The organism is Amycolatopsis sp. PS_44_ISF1 (assembly GCF_032335455.1).
Taxonomy (GTDB): Bacteria; Actinomycetota; Actinomycetes; order Mycobacteriales; family Pseudonocardiaceae; genus Amycolatopsis.
On sequence record NZ_JANUXO010000002.1, the window covers coordinates 427708 to 445000 of the forward strand.

Genomic DNA, 17293 nt, shown 5'->3' on the forward strand with positions numbered 1-17293 from the left:
TGACGACGGATGCGCACTGCGATGGTGGACGTCCCGACCGAGGACGGCACCGCCGACTCGTACCTGGCCGTGCCGGACGGCGGCCCGCACCCCGGGGTGCTGCTGTTCCCGGACGCGTTCGGGCTGCGCCCCCGGATCGAGGAGATGGCGAACCGGATCGCCGCGCGCGGGTACGCCGTGCTGGCGCCGAACCTGCTCTACCGCGGCGGGCGGGCCGGGTGGATCGACCTGGCCGGGCTCGAAGACCCGGAGCGGCGCGGGCCGATCTTCGAGAAGATCATGCCGCTGATCTCCTCCCTCGACACCGCCGCGATCACCCGGGACGCCCGCGCCTACCTCGACTTCTTCGCCGCGCAGGACGGGATGGACCCCGGGCCGGTGACGATCACCGGCTACTGCATGGGCGGCACCAACGCGCTGCGCGTGATCGAGGCCTTCCCGGACCGGGTCAAGGCGATCGCCAGCTTCCACGGCGGCCGGCTGGCCACCGACGAGCCGGACAGCCCGCACCTGAAGGCCGGCCGGATCACCGGCGAGCTGTACTTCGGCCACGCCGACCAGGACCACGCCATGACGGCCGAGCAGATCAAGACCCTGGAGTCCGCCCTCGACGAGGCCGGCGTCCGCTACCGCTCGGAGGTCTACGAGGGCGCGTCGCACGGCTACACCATGACCGACACGGCGGCTTACCACGAAGAGGGCGAGCGCCGGCACTGGGAGAACCTGTTCGCGCTGCTGGAGCGGGTGAACGGCTGAGCCTTCGGGCCGAACTCCGGCCGGGGTACCGCGTCCTCGGGGACGCGGTACCCCGGTTTCGTATCGAGCTCGTGCCCGGGTTCCGCTGAGCGGAAAGTGGGGGTGCCACCGAGGTTCGCGCCTTAATTCGAGTCGAGAAAAAAATGCCGGTGAAGGATTGCCCGGCTGGGGCGCGGCATGCATACTTTCTCGCGGGCCCAGCGAAGTCGTCGGTTTCCCACCGCCCCCGCTCCCTCTCGGCGGCCTGCGGCGCCCGTTCCGGTCGATCCGTGCGGGCGCGCCCGGCGTGCCCCGGCAGAGAGGTGACAACGGTGTCCATCTCCCCCTCCCCCCGGAGCCGCGGGCGGCGCCCGCGCATGAGCAGACCACCCTTGCTGTCCCTGCTCGGCGCCGCGGCCCTGGTGGTCTCGACCCTGGCGGTGCCGGCCGCGCAGGCGGCGAACGAGCCGGTGAACATCTGGCTCACCACGACCAGCGACTCCGGCGGCCGCGCGGTGACCCGCGGGCTGCAGAAGCAGGCCCCGATCGGCTTTTCCGCCGGCACCGGGACCGGTCAGCAGACCATCACGGTCGACGACAACACCACCTACCAGCAGTTCGAAGGCGGCGGCGCGTCCTTCACCGACACCGCCGCATGGCTGATGAACTCCTCCGGCGCGCTCTCGCCGAGCACCCGCGACTCGGTGATGCAGAAGCTGTTCGACCCTGCCTCCGGGATCGGCCTGAGCTTCGTGCGCAACCCGATCGGGGCCTCCGACCTGGCGCGCTCCAGCTACACCTTCGACGACGTGCCCTCCGGGCAGACCGACGCCACCCTCGCGCACTTCTCCATCGCCCACGACCAGGCCGACGTGCTGCCGCTGACCCAGCAGGCCCGCCGGCTCAACCCGCAGCTGAAGCTCATGGCCTCGCCGTGGAGCGCGCCGCCGTGGATGAAGGACAACGACAGCTACAACCTGGGCTGGGTCCAGTCCCGGTACTACAACGCCTACGCCCAGTACTTCGTGAAGTACCTGCAGGCGTACAAGAACGCCGGGGTACCGGTCGACTACGTCTCGGTGCAGAACGAGCCGACCTGCTGCGACGGCTACCCCTCCACCAACTGGAACGGCTCGGGACTGGCCTACTTCACCAAGAACGACCTGCTCCCGGCGCTGCACGGCGCCGGGCTGGCGACCAAGGTCCTGGCGCTGGACTGGAACTGGGACCAGTACCAGTCCTTCGCCGCCCCGAGCCTGGACGACGCGGCCATCCGCACCGACCCGAACTTCGGCGGCCTGGCCTGGCACGGCTACGGCGGTGACGTGGGCCAGCAGAGCACCGTGCACGACCGGTACCCGGCGGTGAACGCCTACTCCACCGAGCACTCGGGCGGCACCTGGATCGGCAACCAGCAGGCCGAGGACATGGACAACATCGTCGACTACACGCGGAACTGGAGCCGCACCGTCACCAAGTGGAGCCTCGCGGTGGACCAGAACATGGGCCCGCACAACGGCGGCTGCGGCACCTGCACCGGGTTCGTCACCGTCCACAACGGAGACTCCCGCAGCGGGCAGGTCGACTACACCGTCGAGTACTACACCATGGGCCACCTGACCAAGTTCGTGAAGCCGGGCGCGGTCCGGATCGGCTCGAACGACAACTCCACCGTGCGCAACGTCGCCTGGAAGAACCCGGACGGGTCGAAGGCGCTGATCGCGTACAACTCCAGCACCGGCACCCAGAACGTCCGGGTCAACTGGGGCGGGCAGTCCTTCACCTACCCGCTGCCCGGGCACACCTCGGCCACCTTCACCTGGTAGCCGGCGGGCGGAGCCCCCTTCCGGTCCACTCCGGACGGGGGTTCCGCGCCCCGGTGCCACACCGGCCACAATGGACAACCCGGCCCCGGGCCCCGGGCCGGCGACCCGGCCGCGGCCGAGGCGCACAGCCGATCCCTTCCGGTCGCCGGGAGGGCCGGCTCACCGCGCTGCAGCGACCCGGCTCCGCACAGTGACCCCGGTGGTGGGAACCCGGCTCCCGAGGCGGAGCCGTAGCTGCGCCCGCGCCGCCCGTGGGGCACGATGGGGTGATGGCGATCAAGCATGACGAGTGACCCCACCACCCGGACCGGGCGCCCGGAGTTCCCGGCCCACGAGCTGCGCGTCGCGGAGCTGCTGAAGCAGCTGGCGGCCATCCCGCGGCACGGCACGGTCCGGCTGGCCAAGCGGACCTCCAACCTGTTCCGGTCCCGGGCGGCGAACCGGACCCCGGGGCTGGACGTGTCCGGCTTCACCCACGTGCTGCGCGTCGACCCGCAGGCCCGCACCGCCGAGGTCGAGGGCATGGTCACCTACGAGCAGCTGGTGGACGCGACCCTGGCCCACGGACTGATGCCGCTGGTCGTGCCGCAGCTCAAGACCATCACCCTGGGCGGCGCGGTGACCGGGCTCGGCATCGAGTCCTCCTCGTTCCGCAACGGCATGCCGCACGAGTCGGTGCTGGAGATGGAGCTGCTCACCGGCGACGGCCGGGTGGTCGTGGCCCGGCCGGACAACGAGCACCGCGAGCTGTTCCACGGTTTCGCCAACTCCTACGGCACCCTCGGCTACGCGCTGCGGCTGAAGATCGAGCTGGAGCCGGTGCGGCCCTACGTCAAGCTGCGCCACCTCCGCTTCCACGACCGCGACAGCTACTTCACCGCCCTCGGCGAGGTCTGCCGGACCAGGGCGCACGAGGGGGAGGCCGCCGACTTCGTGGACGGCACCGTGTTCGGCCCGGACGAGCTGTACCTGACGCTGGGCACCTTCACCGACTCCGTGCCCGCGACCAGCGACTACACCTGGCTCGGCATCTACTACCGCTCCATCCAGCGCCGCGGCACCGACCACCTCACCGTGCGCGACTACCTGTGGCGCTGGGACACCGACTGGTTCTGGTGCTCCCGCGCGTTCGGCATCCAGAGCCGGCTGCCGCGGCTGCTGCTCGGCCGCCGGCTGCTGCGCTCCTCGGTGTACTGGAAGCTGGTCGCGCTGGACCGGAGGTTCCGGTTCGCGGCGCGGCTGCTGAAGCTGCGCGGGCTGCCGCCGGAGGAGACGGTGGTCCAGGACATCGAGGTGCCGCTGGAGCGGGCCGCGGAGTTCCTGGAGTTCTTCCAGCGCGAGATCCCGATCAGCCCGGTCTGGGTGTGCCCGCTCAAGGGGCGCCCGGGCGGCGTGAGCTGGCCGTTGTACGAGATGAACCCGGACGCGCTGTACGTCAACTTCGGCTTCTGGTCCTCGGTGCCGCTGGAGCCGGGCGAGGCCGGCGACGCGCACAACCGGATGATCGAGGGCGAGGTGACCGCCCTCGGCGGCCGGAAGTCGCTGTACTCCGACAGCTTCTACGAGGCCGGTGAGTTCTGGCGGCTCTACAACGGCGACGCCTACCGGAAGCTCAAGAGCGCCTACGACCCGGACGGCCGCCTGCTGGACCTGCACGAGAAGTGCGTCCGGCAGCGCTGAGCCCACCGGCCTGAACAGGGAGACAAGCACATGAACAAGGTCCTTACCCCGGTCGGCGAGGTCTTCACCCGGCTGCTCGGCCCGAGCACCGAGGTGTCGATCACGGCCTACGACGGCAGCCGCAGCGGCCCCGAGGACGCCCCGGTGGCGATCGAGGTCCGCTCGCCGCTGGCGCTGACGTACCTGATGTCCTCGCCGGGGGACCTCGGCCTCGCCCGCGCCTTCGTGGCGGGCACGCTGGAGGTCAAGGGCGATCTGTACACGGCGCTGCACGCGCTGGCCGCGCAGGTCGACCAGCTCACCACGGCCGACCGCGTCTGGCTGCTGCGCAGGCTCGGCTCGACGCACCTGCGCCGCGTGCCGCCGCCGGCCGAGGAGCTGCCGAGCCGGCTGCGCCGCACGGTGCGGGGGCTGCGGCACTCCAAGGCCCGCGACAGCAGCGCGATCGCCAACCACTACGACGTGTCCAACCGGTTCTACGAGCTGGTGCTCGGCCCGTCGATGGCCTACACCTGCGCGGTGTTCCCGAAGGCGGAGGCCTCGCTGGAGGAGGCGCAGGCGAACAAGTTCGACCTGGTCTGCCGCAAGCTCGCGCTGAAGCCGGGCATGCGGCTGCTCGACGTGGGCTGCGGCTGGGGCGGCATGGCCGAGCACGCGGCCGAGCACTACGGCGCCACCGTGCTCGGCGTCACGTTGTCGCGCGAGCAGGCGAGCTGGGCGCAGGCCGACGTGGAGGCCAAGGGTCTCGCGGACCGGGCCGAGATCCGCCACAGCGATTACCGCGACATCACCGAGACCGGTTTCGACGCGATCTCCTCGATCGGGCTGACCGAGCACATCGGGGCGCGCAACCTGGGCTCCTACTTCGGGTTCCTGGCCGAGCGGCTGAAGCCGGGCGGGCGGCTGCTCAACCACTGCATCACGAACCCGGACACGAGCGTCGCGCACCGCTCGCGCGGGTTCATCGACCGCTACGTCTTCCCCGACGGCGAGCTGGAGGCCGTGGGCGAGATCGTCACGGCGATGCACGACAGCGGCCTGGAGGTCCGGCACTCGGAGAACCTGCGGGAGCACTACGCCGCCACGCTGGCCGGCTGGTGCGCCAACCTGGACGAGCACTGGGACGAGGCCGTGGCCGAGGCGGGCGCGGGCCGCAGCCGGGTCTGGGCCCTGTACATGGCCGCCTGCCGGCTCGCCTTCGAACGCCGGGAGATCGAGCTGCACCAGGTCCTCGGCGTGAAGGTCGAGCCGGGCGGGCAGGCCCACGTGCCGCTGCGCCCGGACTGGGGCGTCTGAGCCCGCCCGCCGTACGGCCCGTTCGCTCGCGCGCGAACGGGGCCGGCGCACGGTTCGGCCGGGTGCGGTTCGCCTTCCCGGGGACAACCGGGCCGGCTCGGGAAGAGGGCCCCATTAGGAGGTACCCACGGTCTGGCCCGATGGGTGATTCTGGGGCGGTGCCGACGCGTCGAGGGGGATACGGGTGAACGAAGACCGCCGCCGGCCGGTCCCGGGAAACCGGGATTTCCCGGGGATTTGAGCCGCCGTTCACCGAAGGTCGGGGACCACAGCCGTTGCGCGCGGGCGCGTCGATTCTCCAGCACTACGCCGCCGCCGGGTCGCGCCGTTGAGCACGGGCAGGGAAATTGGGGAGAACGGGACAGCGGGTCGAAAGCGCGGTGTGGCGCGCGGTCCTGCACTGCGGGGTGCTGCACGAGGTCTACGGCGGCGCGAACCAGCTTCGGGTCGAAGGCAAGGTGTTCGGCATCGCCGAGTGCGGCGCCGTCTGCACGCTCGACGCGGGCGGCCCCGGCGGCGAGCGCTGCCCCAAGTGCTTCCCGCGGTGGATCGACCAGGACACGCTGGTGATCCCGCGGTCCGAGCTGCCCAAACGCATCCCGCGGCAGGCGCCGCGGCCGGTGGGCCGGTACCGCGACTGGTTCGGCTCGTCCTGAGCCGCACCCGCCGCCCCGGGGGCGGGGAGACGGGCGCGGCGCGGGTTCGGATCGAGGGTCAGCCCTTGGGCTCGAGCACGAAGACCGGGATCAGGCGGTCGGTCTTCTCCTGGTAGTCGGCATACGGGGGGTAGGCCGCGACCGCGCGCTCCCACCAGGCGGCGCGCTCGTCACCCTCGACTTCGCGGGCCGCGTAGTCCTTGGTCACGGTCCCGTCCTGCAGCGGGAACTCGGGGTGCGCCTTGATGTTGTGGTACCAGACCGGGTGCTCGTCCGCGCCGCCCTTGGAGGCGACCACGGCGTAGCTGCCCTCGTGCTCCACGCGCATCACCGGCGTGTAGCGCAGCTTGCCGGACTTGGCGCCGCGCAGCGTCAGCAGCACGATCGGCGACCCGGCGACGTCCAGGCCCTCGGTGGTGCCGTTCTCGAGGATGGTCTTGGTTTGGTCCTGAACCCAGCTCGTCGGGCTGAATTCGGCTTTCTCATCGGCCATGCCCGAAGTCAACCCGATGCGGAAGGTGACTATTCCACCGGGTCGACCGGACGAGGGACCCTCGGGCGGCTTCGCGATCGGGAGTGACCGCGGCCGGGCCCTCCTGGGCGCCGGACCGGCCCTCGCCGATCCATGGTCCAGACAACCGTTACTCCATCGTGACGTTCGAGCCCGGACGCGGCGGTTACTTTGTTGTCGCTTGCAACAAATATCGGGTCGGTGAATCCCCAACGGCGGAGGTGTCACGGCGTGGACCGGACTTTCGGACAGCTACTACGAGGCCGGCGCGTGGTGCGAGACCGGCGCGGCCCCGTCGCCGCGTCGGCCCTGACCGTGTCGGCCCTGCTGGTCACGACGGGACTGGGCGTCCCGGTCGCCGAGGCCGGCGGCTTCCCGGGGGCGGACGCCACGCAGGCGGACTGCTCCGGTCAGCCCGCGCAGCCGGACTTCGGCCCGAACGTGCACGTGTTCGACCCGGGTATGCCCGCCGCGACCATCCAGGCCCAGCTCGACCGGGACTTCGAAGCGCAGAAGGACACGCAGTCCGCCCAGTTCTCCGACGGCCGCGTGGCGCACCTGTTCAAGCCGGGCGCCTACGACGTGCACGACAACGTGGGCTTCTACACCTCGGTCGCGGGGCTGGGCCGGAACCCGGACGACGTGCAGATCAACGGCGACATCACCGTGGACGCCTTCAACGCCTCCGACCAGGGCTCCGCGCTGCAGAACTTCTGGCGCTCGGCCGAGAACATGGCGGTCACCCCGTCCAGCGGCGACGACCGGTGGGCGGTCTCGCAGGCCGCGCCGTTCCGCCGGATGGACGTCAAGGGCGGGCTCCAGCTCTTCCCGGCCAGTTACGGCTACGCCAGCGGCGGCTACGTGGCCGACACCCGGGTGTCCGGTCAGGCCGCGTCGATCTCGCAGCAGCAGTGGTACACGCGGGACTCGACGCTGGGCAGCTGGGACGGAGGGGTGTGGAACATGGTCTTCTCCGGGACCACCGGCGCCCCGGCGAACACCTTCCCCAACCCGCCGGAGACCACGCTTGACTCCACCCCGGTCTCGCGCGACGTGCCCTACCTCTACGTCGACGGCAACGGCGACTACCAGGTGTTCCGCCCCGCGCTGCGCACCCACGCGTCCGGCCCGAGCTGGGCCGGCGGCGCCACCCCCGGGGATTCGGTGCCGATGACCCGGTTCCACGTGGTGAAGGCGGGCGACACCGCGGACACGATCAACAGCGCGCTGGCCTCGGGCTGCAACCTGTTCTTCACCCCGGGCACCTACCACCTCGACCACACGCTGGACATCACCCGGCCCGGCACCGTGGTGCTCGGGATCGGCTACCCGACCCTGGTCCCGGACCACGGCGTGGACGCGATGCACGTGGCCGACGTCGACGGCGTCCGGGTCAAGGGACTGCTGTTCGACGCCGGGACCACGAACTCGACCGCGCTGCTGACCGTCGGCGACCAGGGCTCGTCCGCCAGCCACGCGGCGGACCCGACGACGCTGCAGGACGTGTTCTTCCGGGTCGGCGGGCAGATCGCCGGCAAGGCCACCACCAGCCTGGTCGTCAACAGCGACGACACCGTCATCGACCACGTCTGGGCCTGGCGCGCCGACCACGGCAATCCGGGCACCGTCGGCTGGACCACCAACACCGCCGACACCGGGGTGCTGGTCAACGGCGACGATGTCGAAGCGACCGGGCTGTTCGTCGAGCACTACCAGAAGTTCCAGGTGGTCTGGAACGGCCAGGGCGGCAAGACCATCTTCTTCCAGAACGAGATGCCCTACGACGTGCCGGACCAGGCTTCCTGGAACTCCGCGCCCGGGGTGAACGGGTACGCGGCGTACAAGGTGGGGGCGAACGTGACTTCGCACGAAGCCTGGGGGCTGGGCAGCTACTGCTTCTTCGACACCAACCCCGCGGTCTCCAGCCACCACGCGTTCGAGGTGCCGGACAACGCCGGGGTGAAGCTGCACAGCCTGCTCACGGTCTCGCTCAACCACCGGGGCACGATCACCCACGTGGTCAACGACACCGGTGACGTCACGCCGGAGGGCACGAAGCCGGTGGACGTCACCAGCTACCCGTGAGCTAAGCGGTACGAGGGGGACCGGGTGGCCGGTCCCCCTCGTACCGGCCACCCGGGGCTCAGCCCGCGGGGGTGACGTCGATCAGGACCTTCCCGACCGCGCCCTGCTCGGCCGCGGCGTGGGCCCGCGCGGTCTCCTCCAGCGGGAAGCGGTGGACCGGCACGCCGGCCTTTTCGCCGAGGACGAGCGCGCCGTCGGCGATGGCGGCCGAGACCGCTTCGGCGCCGAGGCGGAGGCGTTCGGTGCCGAGGGTGTAGAGGATCACGAACTGGTAGCGCGTGTTGGCCCAGGCGTTGGCGGGGAAGGAAAGGCGCACGGTCCCGTCGCCGCCGTCGTCGCCGTAGACCGCGATGGTGCCCAGCGGCCGGAGGACCTTCGAGTCCAGCTCGGCGTTGACCCCGGCCGCGACCTCGACGATCAGGTCGACCCCGCCGGGTGCGAGGCGCTTGATGGCGTCTTCGAGGCCGGGCTCGGTGTAGCGCAGGACGTGGTGGGCGCCGGCCGCGCGGGCCAGCTCGGCCTTCGCCTCGGTGCTGACCGTGCTGATCACGGTCGCGCCCGCCCAGCGCGCGAGCTGCACGGCCGAGTTCCCGACCGCCCCGGCCCCGCCGGCGACCAGCACGGTGACCCCGTCGAGCGCGCCGGGCGTGAGCCGCTCCGGCCCGCCTTCGGCCACGGTCAGGGCGCGGTGCGCGGTGAGGCCGGGGATGCCGAAGCCCGCCCCCTCGTCGAAACCGGCGCCCTCGGGCAGCGGGAAGACCCGTTCGGCGGGCAGCACGGTGTACTCCTGCGCGCTCCCGGACGCGGGCCCGTGCGCGGCGGCCAGGATCAGCCAGACCCGGTCGCCCGCCGCCAGCCCGGTGACCCCGGGCCCGACCGCGTCGACGACCCCCGCCCCGTCCTGGTGGGGCACGGTCGGCCCGGTCCCGTCCGCGGTGACCAGCCCGGAACCCCGGCGCTGCTTGACGTCGGTCGGGTTGACCGCGGACACCACGACCCGGACCCGGACCTCGCCCGCCCCGGGCTCGGCGGCTTCGCGGCCGGACAGCGTGAGGACCTCGGGACCGCCGGTGCTGCGGTAGGTGACTGCTCTCATGGGGAGTGCAATCCCGCGGGGTGGCCGGGTTATTCCCGGGCGGGGGCCGGGCTCCGGGGCGGGGGTGGACCGGACCGGTGTTCGCGGGCGCGCAACCGGGTCTCCGGCGCCGCGGCCGGGGGCCTGGGCGGCGGAAGGGCCCGTGGTGCCGGTACCGGGCTCGGTGTGTCCTCCGTGGATAGTCCTATAGAGACAGTCCTAAATCGACTATCCGAATCCCGGCCGCTCGGGAGAGGGTCCGCCCGCGGCTGGTGAGGCACGCGGGCGGGCCCTGAGCGTGGCGGAGCTGGCTGCGGCTCGGCGGGGGTGGCCGAGCGTGGCCGGAACCGCCGTTCGGCGGTGCGCGTGAGTCCGGCCGCCGGTCCGGCGGTGCGTGAGCGCGGCCGGCTTCAGCGCCGGGACACCACCGCCGCCGCCGTGCCGCCGCGGCGGACGGGTTCGCCCGCGGCCAGGATTCGGCCGTGGGGCAGGAATTCCAGCCCGGCCGCGACGCCGATGGGGCCGACGTCGGTGAAGCTCTGGCCGAGGGCCTTCAGTCCCGCGGTGGTGGGCTGGGCGAGGAACGCCGGTTCGGCGTCGCTCGTGGCGGCGTTGCGCTGGGAGGCGCGCGGGGCGGCGATCGCCTGCGGCAGCGTCATGCCCAGGTCCAGCCGGTTCACCAGCACCTGCAGCACCGTGGTGATGATGGTCGCCCCGCCCGGCGAGCCGACGGCGAGGAAGGGCTTGCCGTCCTTCAGCACGATCGTGGGCGACATGCTCGAACGCGGCCGCTTGCCCCCCTCGGGCAGGTTCGGGTCGGGGGCGCTGCCCTGCGTCGGGGCGAAGTTGAAGTCGGTCAGCTCGTTGTTGAGCAGGAACCCGCGGCCCGGCACGGTGATGCCGCTGCCGGCCGACTGCTCGATCGTGTTCGTGTAGGAGACGACGTTGCCCCAGCGGTCGGAGACCACGAAGTGGTTGGTGTGCTGCTCGTTGCTGTCCGACGAAGCCGCGGGCACCGTCTTGCAGCCACCGCCGGGCGAGTACGGGTCGCCGGGCGCGACCGGGCTCTTGCCCGCCTTCGCCGGGTCGATCTGACAGGCCCGCGTCGCCGCGAAGGACTTCGACAGCAGTTGCTGCTGCGGCACGTTCACGTAGCGTGCGTCGCCGATGTAGCGGTTGCGGTCGGCGAAGGCGAGCCGGCTGGCCTCGAGGTAGTGGTGCAGGGCCTGGACCCGGTCCATCCGCGCGAGGTCGAAGGTGCCGAGGATGTTGAGCGATTCACCGACGGTGATGCCGCCGCTGGAGGACGGCGCCATGCCGTACACGTCGTAACCGCGGTAGTCCAGGTGCGTCGGCGTCCCGTCGAGTGCCCGGTAGGCGCGCAGGTCGGACAGCTGCATCGGCCCGGTGATCCGCGGGATCGGGGCGCCCTGGGCCAGCGGCGGGTGCTGCACGGTGTGCACCACGTCCCGGCCGACCGCGCCGCCGTAGAACGCGCCGGTGCCCTGGCGGGCGATCTGCCGGTAGGTGGCGGCCAGGTCCGGGTTGCGCAGCACCTGCCCGGCCGCCGGAACCCGGCCGCCGGGCAGGAACAGGGCCGCGCTGGAGCTGAAGTGCCCGAGCTTCGCCGCGTTCTGCTGGGTCTGCTGGGCGAAGGCCGGGGTGACCACGAACCCGCGGTCGGCCACCCGTTCGGCCGGGCGCAGGTTGTCGGCCAGGCTGAACCGGCCCCACCGCCGCAGCGCGCGCTCCCAGGTCGCGAGCGTACCGGGCACACCGACCGAACGGCCGCTTTCCACCGCCGTCTCGAACGGGTAGGGCCGGCCGGTGGCCGGGTCGAGGAACATCTCCGCACCGTCGGCCGCGGGGGTGGTCTCGCGGCCGTCGATGGTGGAGACCTTCCCGGTGCGGGCGTCGTAGTAGACGAAGTAGCCACCGCCGCCGAGCCCGGCGACGTACGGGTCGGTCACCCCGAGCGTGGCCGCCACCGCGACGGCGGCGTCCGCGGCGGTCCCGCCCCGGCGCAGCACGTCGATTCCGGCCTGGGTGGATTCGGCCGTATCGGACACGACGGCGCCACCGGTGCCCTCGGCCACCGGCTGCGTGGCGGGCCGCGGCTGCGCCGAGCCGGGGGCCGGAGTGCAGACCAGGGCGAGGCCGGCGGCCAGCCCGATCGACATCGCGGCTCTGAAGTTCCTGCTGGCAGGCATGGGCATCCCTTCCCGGCCCGAGGCGGACGGCCGGGCTGGTCCGTACCTCGGGCGACTCGCGGAACCGGCGGGCCGGAGCCAGCCAGGATCAGTTCTGTCTAGCACCACGGTGGCCCGAGCGAAATGGGCTTGAGCCGGATGAGGGAGCGGCCGGCGGCCGGACGGCTCGGCCGCGGGGGGCTCCCGGTGGCCGGCCGGGCTCCGGGCCGAACCCGGCGAATTCCCTTGTGGACTATCCACGCGCGCCGGTTCCCGCCGCCGTTCGGAGTAATGCCGCGAGCCGGATCTTCAGCCGCCCCAACGGTTTTCGCCGAGCGGAACCCGCAGTATGTGTCCGATATGTTACTTATCGCCATCCGCTGATGAGATCAGTACCTTAGTCGGTTGTTTCCGTGGTGTCCGGGCCGGATCCTGAGTCCCGTTCCTCGCTCCACTTCACGAGAGTTTCACACAGCGAGTCGCACATCCCGACAGGTCTTCCCACCCCGACCGTGCACGGCCCGGCCATCCCGGGTCGTGTCCGTCCTGCCCGGAGGAGCTCATCGATGAAAAGACTGAGACGCCTGACCGTTCTCGGTTCCACCGGGGCACTGGCGGCCGCGCTGGCCGTCACCCCGCTCGCCCAGGCGCAGCCGGCCGTCCCGGCCACCGCGCAGACCGCCGACGCGATGGCCCTCGGCGCCGCCGCGGGGCTGGTGGCCTCCCGGCCCGCCGCCCTGCACGCCGGCGCGGACGACGCGTTCGTCCAGCACGCCGTGATCTCCTCCACCAACGGGCTCAAGTACGTCCCGTACGACCGCACCTACCGCGGCCTGCCCGTGGTCGGCGGGGACTTCGTGGTCGCCACCGACTCCACCGGCCAGGTGCTGGGCACCTCGGTCGCGCAGGACACCACCATCAACCTGCCGAGCACCACCCCGGCCGTGACCGCGGCTCAGGCCGAGGGCACCGCCCGCCGTCAACTGCCCACAGTGGACAGTGTCGGCGCCGCGCAGCTCGTCGCCTACGCGCTGGGCACGCCCCGGCTCGCGTGGCAGAGCACCGTCGTCGGCCGCGACGCCGAAGGCCCGAGCCGGCTCGACGTGGTCGTCGACGCCGCCACCGGGCAGGTCCTGCACACCCAGGAGCACGTCCTGCACGGCGACGGCACCAGCGCGTGGAACGGGCCGAACCCGGTGCCCCTCAACACCACGCACTCGGGCAGCACCTACAGCCTGAAGGACCCCACGCTGACCAACGTCAGCTGCCAGGACGCCGCGAACAACACCACCTTCAGCGGCCCGGACGACCACTGGGGCAACGGCAACGCGACCAACCGTGAGACCGGCTGCGTCGACGCGCTGTTCGCCGCGCAGACCGAGAACAAGATGCTGTCCCAGTGGCTGGGCCGCAACAGCTTCGACGGCAACGGCGGCGGCTGGCCGATCCGCGTCGGGCTGAACGACGAGAACGCCTACTACGACGGCACCCAGGTCCAGATCGGGCACAACACGGCCAACCAGTGGATCGGCTCGATCGACGTCGTCGCCCACGAGCACGGCCACGGCGTGGACGACCACACCCCGGGCGGCATCTCGGGCAACGGCACGCAGGAGTTCGTCGCCGACGTCTTCGGCGCTTCGACCGAGTGGTTCGCCAACGAGCCCTCGCCCTACGACGTGCCGGACTTCCTGGTCGGCGAGCAGATCAACCTGGTCGGCAACGGCCCGATCCGCAACATGTACAACCCCTCCGCCCTGGGGGACAAGAACTGCTACGACAGCTCCGTCCCGAACGGCGAGGTGCACGCCTCGGCCGGCCCGGGCAACCACTGGTTCTACCTGCTGGCCGAGGGAACCAACCCGACCAACGGCCAGCCGACCAGCACCACCTGCAACAACACCACGATCACCGGTCTCGGGGTGAAGGACGCGGTCAAGATCTTCTACAACGCGATGCTGCTGAAGACCTCGGGCAGCTCGTACCTGAAGTACCGCACCTGGACGCTGAGCGCGGCCAAGAGCCTGTACCCGGGCAGCTGCACCCAGTTCAACACCGTGAAGGCGGCCTGGGACGCGATCAGCGTGCCGGCCCAGTCGGGCGACCCGACGTGCACCGCCACCGGCACGGTCACGGTGTCCAGCCCGGGCAACCAGTCCACGGCCGTCGGCACCGCGGTCAACCTGCCCCTCTCGGCCAGCGGCGGCACCGCGCCCTACCGCTGGACCGCGAGCGGCCTGCCCGCCGGCCTGTCGATCAACGCCTCCACCGGCACCATCTCGGGCACCCCGACCACGGCGGCGACCTCGAACGTCACGGTGACCGCGACCGACAGCGCCAGCCACAGCGGCTCCGCCACCTTCACCTGGACCGTCGGAGCCACCGGCGGCTGCTCCGGGCAGAAGCTGGCCAACCCGGGCTTCGAGTCCGGGACCACCGGCTGGACGGCCTCGACCGGCGTGATCGCGCAGAACGGCAGCCAGCAGCCCGCTCACGGCGGCACCTGGAACGCCTGGCTCGACGGGTACGGCCAGTCGCACACCGACACCCTGGCCCAGTCGGTGAGCATCCCGGCCGGCTGCCACGCCAGCCTGACCTTCTCCCTGCACGTCGACACCGCGGAGACCGGCTCCACGGCCTATGACAAGCTGACCGTCGCCGGCGGCTCGGGCACCCTGGCCACGTACTCGAACGCCGACAGCAACAGTGGCTACGCCACCAAGACCGTCGACGTCTCCTCCTACGCCGGCCAGACCCTCGCGCTGAAGTTCACCGGCGTGGAGGACGCCTCCCTGCAGACCTCCTTCGTCCTGGACGACCTGGCGGTGACCCTGAGCTGACCCGATCGTGAGCACCCGGGTGGGGCGGCCGGATTCCCGGTCGCCCCACCCGCTTCGCGCTTCAGATCACGTACCGCCAGCCGGTGAGCGAGTAGGCGCTGATCCAGCCGCCCAGGAGCACGAAGGCGGCGGCCGCGGCGACGGCGGTGCCCGGGCGGCGGGCGGCGAGCCCGCGGGCGATCGGGAACAGCAGGATGAAACCGGGGATCAGGAACCGCGGTTTCGCCGTCGGCAGGCCCGCGGTGCCCACGACCAGGAGCACCACCCCGGCGCCGTACGCGGCGAGCGGCCACCACTGCGAGAGCGGGCGCAGCGTCTTGACCAGCAGGACCGCGAGCACGGCCGCGCCCAGCATGATCAGCACGGTGAGCGTTCCCATCACCGAGGGGCCCGCGACCAGGTTTTCCCAGGTGAACCGCACCGCCTCGGTGCCGCCGTCGAAGCGGGTCCGCCAGTTGTCCCACTCGAGGTCGAACCAGCCGGTCGGGTTGCCGGTCCAGAGCGCGACCGCGATCCACCAGCCGAGCAGCCCGAGCGGGCACAGCGCCACGCAGACCAGGCTCGTCCAGCGCTCACGGGCGCGGAAGAAGGCGATCAGCGCGGCGACGCCGACCACGGCGATGAGCACCGCCGCGGTCGACCGGGTCAGTCCCGCGCCCAGGCAGCACGCGGCGGCCAGCAGCCAGCGGCGCTCGATCACCCCGACCAGCGCCCAGGCGGCGAACGCGGTGAACAGCGCCTCGGTGAAGACCATGGACTGGGTGATGGCCAGCGGCGCGCCGGCCCACAGCGCCACCAGCAGCAGCCCGGTCCGCACCCCGCCGTCCACCCGCCGGGCCAGCCGGAAGATCGCGGCGGCGGCCAGGCACCCGGAGACCGTGCTCACCAGGAGCCCGGCCAGCGCGGTGCTGCCCAGCATCACCGGCGTGAAGATCCGCAGCAGCGTCGGGTACGCGGGGAAGAACGCGAGCGGGGTGAACGGCGCGTAGTTGCCCGCCGCGTCGTACAGGCCGCGCGTGGTGCCGAAGTAGCCGTAGTCGGCGATGTCCAGGTAGAACTGCCCGTCCCACGCCGTGAGCCGGCCCAGCAGCGGCTGGCCGGTCTTCGCGGCGAACAGCGCGAGCAGGGCGACGCTGAACCCGCGCACGAACAGGTACAGGAGCACCGCGTGCAGGTGCGGGCGCTGGTACCAGCGGGTTTCCGCGCGGGCGGGGACGGCGGGTTCGGCAAGTGTGGTCAAGGTGTCTTCCTCGTGGTCCGGACCCCCGAAGGTACCGGGCGGGCCCGGCCCGGGTGGCACGGACGGTGGCTTCGCACCGGCCGCGGCCGGTGCGCGGTGGTCGCGGACCGGTCCGGTCCGGGCCCGGCCTCGGCGTGGCGGGCCCGCCCGGCCCGCTCGCCGGGGTGGCGGGGCGCCGCGGCCGGGTCCGGCCGGACCGGTCGTGGACCACGGGGGGTCGCGCGGCCCTCCGTCCACAGTGGCCGGACGCCCCGAGGGGCGGGCGGTGGCCGGTGGCTGGCATCCTCGGCGGGGAGCGCGAGGAGGACGTGATGGCGGCAGTGCTGATCCCGGTGCCGGCCCGGGACTCGGACCCTTCGGAGGTCGCGGTGTCCTGGCGGGTGCTGGCCGAGGCCGGGCACACGGTGTCCTTCGCCACGCCCACGGGAGCGCCGGCCGCCTGCGACGAGCTGATGGTGACCGGCCGGGGGCTCGACCCGTGGGGCCGGGTGCCGGGGCTGCGGCGGGTCGTCGCGCTCGGCCGGGTGCTGCGGGCGGACGGGGCGGGGCGCGCGGCCCACGAAGCGATGCTGGCCGATCCCGCGTGGCGGAAACCGCTGGCGTGGAACGAGATCGTCCTCGACCACGTGGACGGACTGGTCCTGCCGGGCGGGCACCGGGCCCGGGGGATGCGCGAGTACCTGGAGAGCCCGGTGCTGCAGGGACTCATCGTCGGGGCGTTCCGGCGGGACCTGCCGGTGGGGGCGATCTGCCACGGCGTCCTGCTGGCCGCGCGCAGCATCGACCCGGCGACCGGCCGCTCCGTGCTGCACGGGCGCCGGACGACGGCGCTGACCTGGTCGCTGGAGCGCACCGCGTGGCGGATCGCGCGCCGCAGCCGGTTCTGGGACCCGGACTACTACCGCACCTACCCGGAGCAGCCGGGGCAGCCCGAGGGGTACCTGTCCGTGCAGCAGGAGGTCACCCGGGCGCTCGCGGCCCCTTCGGACTTCCTCGACGCCCCGCCGGACTCCGCCCGCAAGACCAGCGGCCGGTCCCGCGACCGCCTCGGCGACGACAGCGCGGCCTTCGTGGTCGAGGACGGCAGCTACGTCTCGGCCCGCTGGCCCGGGGACGCCCACACCTTCGCCGCGAGGTTCGCCGGCCGGCTCCGCTGACCC

General features: G+C 72.3%; 12 protein-coding genes. 8 read left to right on the plus strand and 4 right to left on the minus strand.

The genetic code is table 11. The features are described from left to right. Window positions 1-9 precede the first annotated feature (9 nt). From NYF13_RS16695 to NYF13_RS16715, 5 genes are all read left to right on the plus strand, one after another. The gene (locus NYF13_RS16695; RefSeq protein ID WP_315657902.1) at window positions 10-756 is read left to right on the plus strand and encodes a dienelactone hydrolase family protein; all 747 of its coding nucleotides are present in this window, start codon (window positions 10-12) and stop codon (window positions 754-756) included. Between the two features lie 356 nt (window positions 757-1112). Continuing rightward, window positions 1113-2561: a glycoside hydrolase family 30 beta sandwich domain-containing protein gene (locus tag NYF13_RS16700; protein ID WP_315657904.1), complete on the plus strand. Its 1449-nt coding sequence runs from the start codon at window positions 1113-1115 to the stop codon at window positions 2559-2561. Window positions 2562-2843: 282 nt separating this feature from the next. Next, the gene (locus NYF13_RS16705) at window positions 2844-4241 is read left to right on the plus strand and encodes an FAD-binding oxidoreductase (protein ID WP_315657906.1); all 1398 of its coding nucleotides are present in this window, start codon (window positions 2844-2846) and stop codon (window positions 4239-4241) included. 30 nt (window positions 4242-4271) lie between these two features. Further along, complete coding sequence (locus NYF13_RS16710) at window positions 4272-5537, plus strand: cyclopropane-fatty-acyl-phospholipid synthase family protein (protein ID WP_315657907.1); 1266 nt, start codon at window positions 4272-4274, stop codon at window positions 5535-5537. Between the two features lie 347 nt (window positions 5538-5884). Then, entirely contained in the window at window positions 5885-6193 is a 309-nt protein-coding gene (locus tag NYF13_RS16715) for a hypothetical protein (RefSeq protein WP_315657908.1), read from the plus strand. Between the two features lie 58 nt (window positions 6194-6251). On the opposite strand, the gene NYF13_RS16720 is transcribed toward NYF13_RS16715, so the two are convergent. Beyond that, on the minus strand, window positions 6252-6686 hold the full coding sequence (locus tag NYF13_RS16720; protein ID WP_315657910.1) for a nitroreductase family deazaflavin-dependent oxidoreductase: 435 nt from the start codon (window positions 6684-6686) through the stop codon (window positions 6252-6254). A gap of 249 nt (window positions 6687-6935) precedes the next feature. Between NYF13_RS16720 and NYF13_RS16725 the strand changes: the two genes are divergently transcribed. Continuing rightward, window positions 6936-8789: a hypothetical protein gene (locus NYF13_RS16725; RefSeq protein WP_315657912.1), complete on the plus strand. Its 1854-nt coding sequence runs from the start codon at window positions 6936-6938 to the stop codon at window positions 8787-8789. Between the two features lie 58 nt (window positions 8790-8847). Here NYF13_RS16725 and NYF13_RS16730 read toward each other — a convergent pair whose 3' ends face one another. Together NYF13_RS16730 and ggt are read right to left on the minus strand one after the other, a co-directional pair. Then, window positions 8848-9885 carry an NADPH:quinone reductase gene (locus NYF13_RS16730; RefSeq protein WP_315657914.1) on the minus strand — a complete coding sequence of 346 codons (1038 nt, stop codon included), beginning with the start codon at window positions 9883-9885 and terminating at the stop codon, window positions 8848-8850. A gap of 389 nt (window positions 9886-10274) precedes the next feature. Then, the gene (gene ggt, locus NYF13_RS16735) at window positions 10275-12074 is read right to left on the minus strand and encodes a gamma-glutamyltransferase (RefSeq protein ID WP_315657916.1); all 1800 of its coding nucleotides are present in this window, start codon (window positions 12072-12074) and stop codon (window positions 10275-10277) included. 545 nt (window positions 12075-12619) lie between these two features. On the opposite strand from ggt, the gene NYF13_RS16740 reads away from it, so the two are divergent. After that, on the plus strand, window positions 12620-14893 hold the full coding sequence (locus tag NYF13_RS16740) for a M4 family metallopeptidase (RefSeq protein ID WP_315657918.1): 2274 nt from the start codon (window positions 12620-12622) through the stop codon (window positions 14891-14893). A 61-nt stretch (window positions 14894-14954) separates the two neighbouring features. Here the strand turns inward: NYF13_RS16740 and NYF13_RS16745 are convergent, their stop codons facing one another. Beyond that, window positions 14955-16133 (minus strand): hypothetical protein, encoded by a 1179-nt coding sequence (locus NYF13_RS16745; protein ID WP_315657920.1) that lies wholly within the window; start codon window positions 16131-16133, stop codon window positions 14955-14957. Window positions 16134-16405: 272 nt separating this feature from the next. Here NYF13_RS16745 and NYF13_RS16750 point away from each other — a divergent pair, with 272 nt between their 5' ends. Continuing rightward, window positions 16406-17290, plus strand: a complete 885-nt coding sequence (locus tag NYF13_RS16750; protein ID WP_315657922.1) for a type 1 glutamine amidotransferase domain-containing protein — start codon at window positions 16406-16408, stop codon at window positions 17288-17290. Window positions 17291-17293 lie beyond the last annotated feature (3 nt).

Excerpts from the sequence above, each read along its gene's own strand:
- NYF13_RS16700 (WP_315657904.1), top strand. The coding sequence starts at position 1,113 with ATGAGCAGACCACCCTTGCTGTCCCTGCTCGGCGCCGCGGCCCTGGTG.
- NYF13_RS16720 (WP_315657910.1), bottom strand. The coding sequence starts at position 6,686 with ATGGCCGATGAGAAAGCCGAATTCAGCCCGACGAGCTGGGTTCAGGAC.
- NYF13_RS16730 (WP_315657914.1), bottom strand. The coding sequence starts at position 9,885 with ATGAGAGCAGTCACCTACCGCAGCACCGGCGGTCCCGAGGTCCTCACG.
- NYF13_RS16710 (WP_315657907.1), top strand. The coding sequence starts at position 4,272 with ATGAACAAGGTCCTTACCCCGGTCGGCGAGGTCTTCACCCGGCTGCTC.
- NYF13_RS16705 (WP_315657906.1), top strand. The coding sequence starts at position 2,844 with ATGACGAGTGACCCCACCACCCGGACCGGGCGCCCGGAGTTCCCGGCC.
- NYF13_RS16740 (WP_315657918.1), top strand. The coding sequence starts at position 12,620 with ATGAAAAGACTGAGACGCCTGACCGTTCTCGGTTCCACCGGGGCACTG.
- ggt (WP_315657916.1), bottom strand. The coding sequence starts at position 12,074 with ATGCCTGCCAGCAGGAACTTCAGAGCCGCGATGTCGATCGGGCTGGCC.
- NYF13_RS16695 (WP_315657902.1), top strand. The coding sequence starts at position 10 with ATGCGCACTGCGATGGTGGACGTCCCGACCGAGGACGGCACCGCCGAC.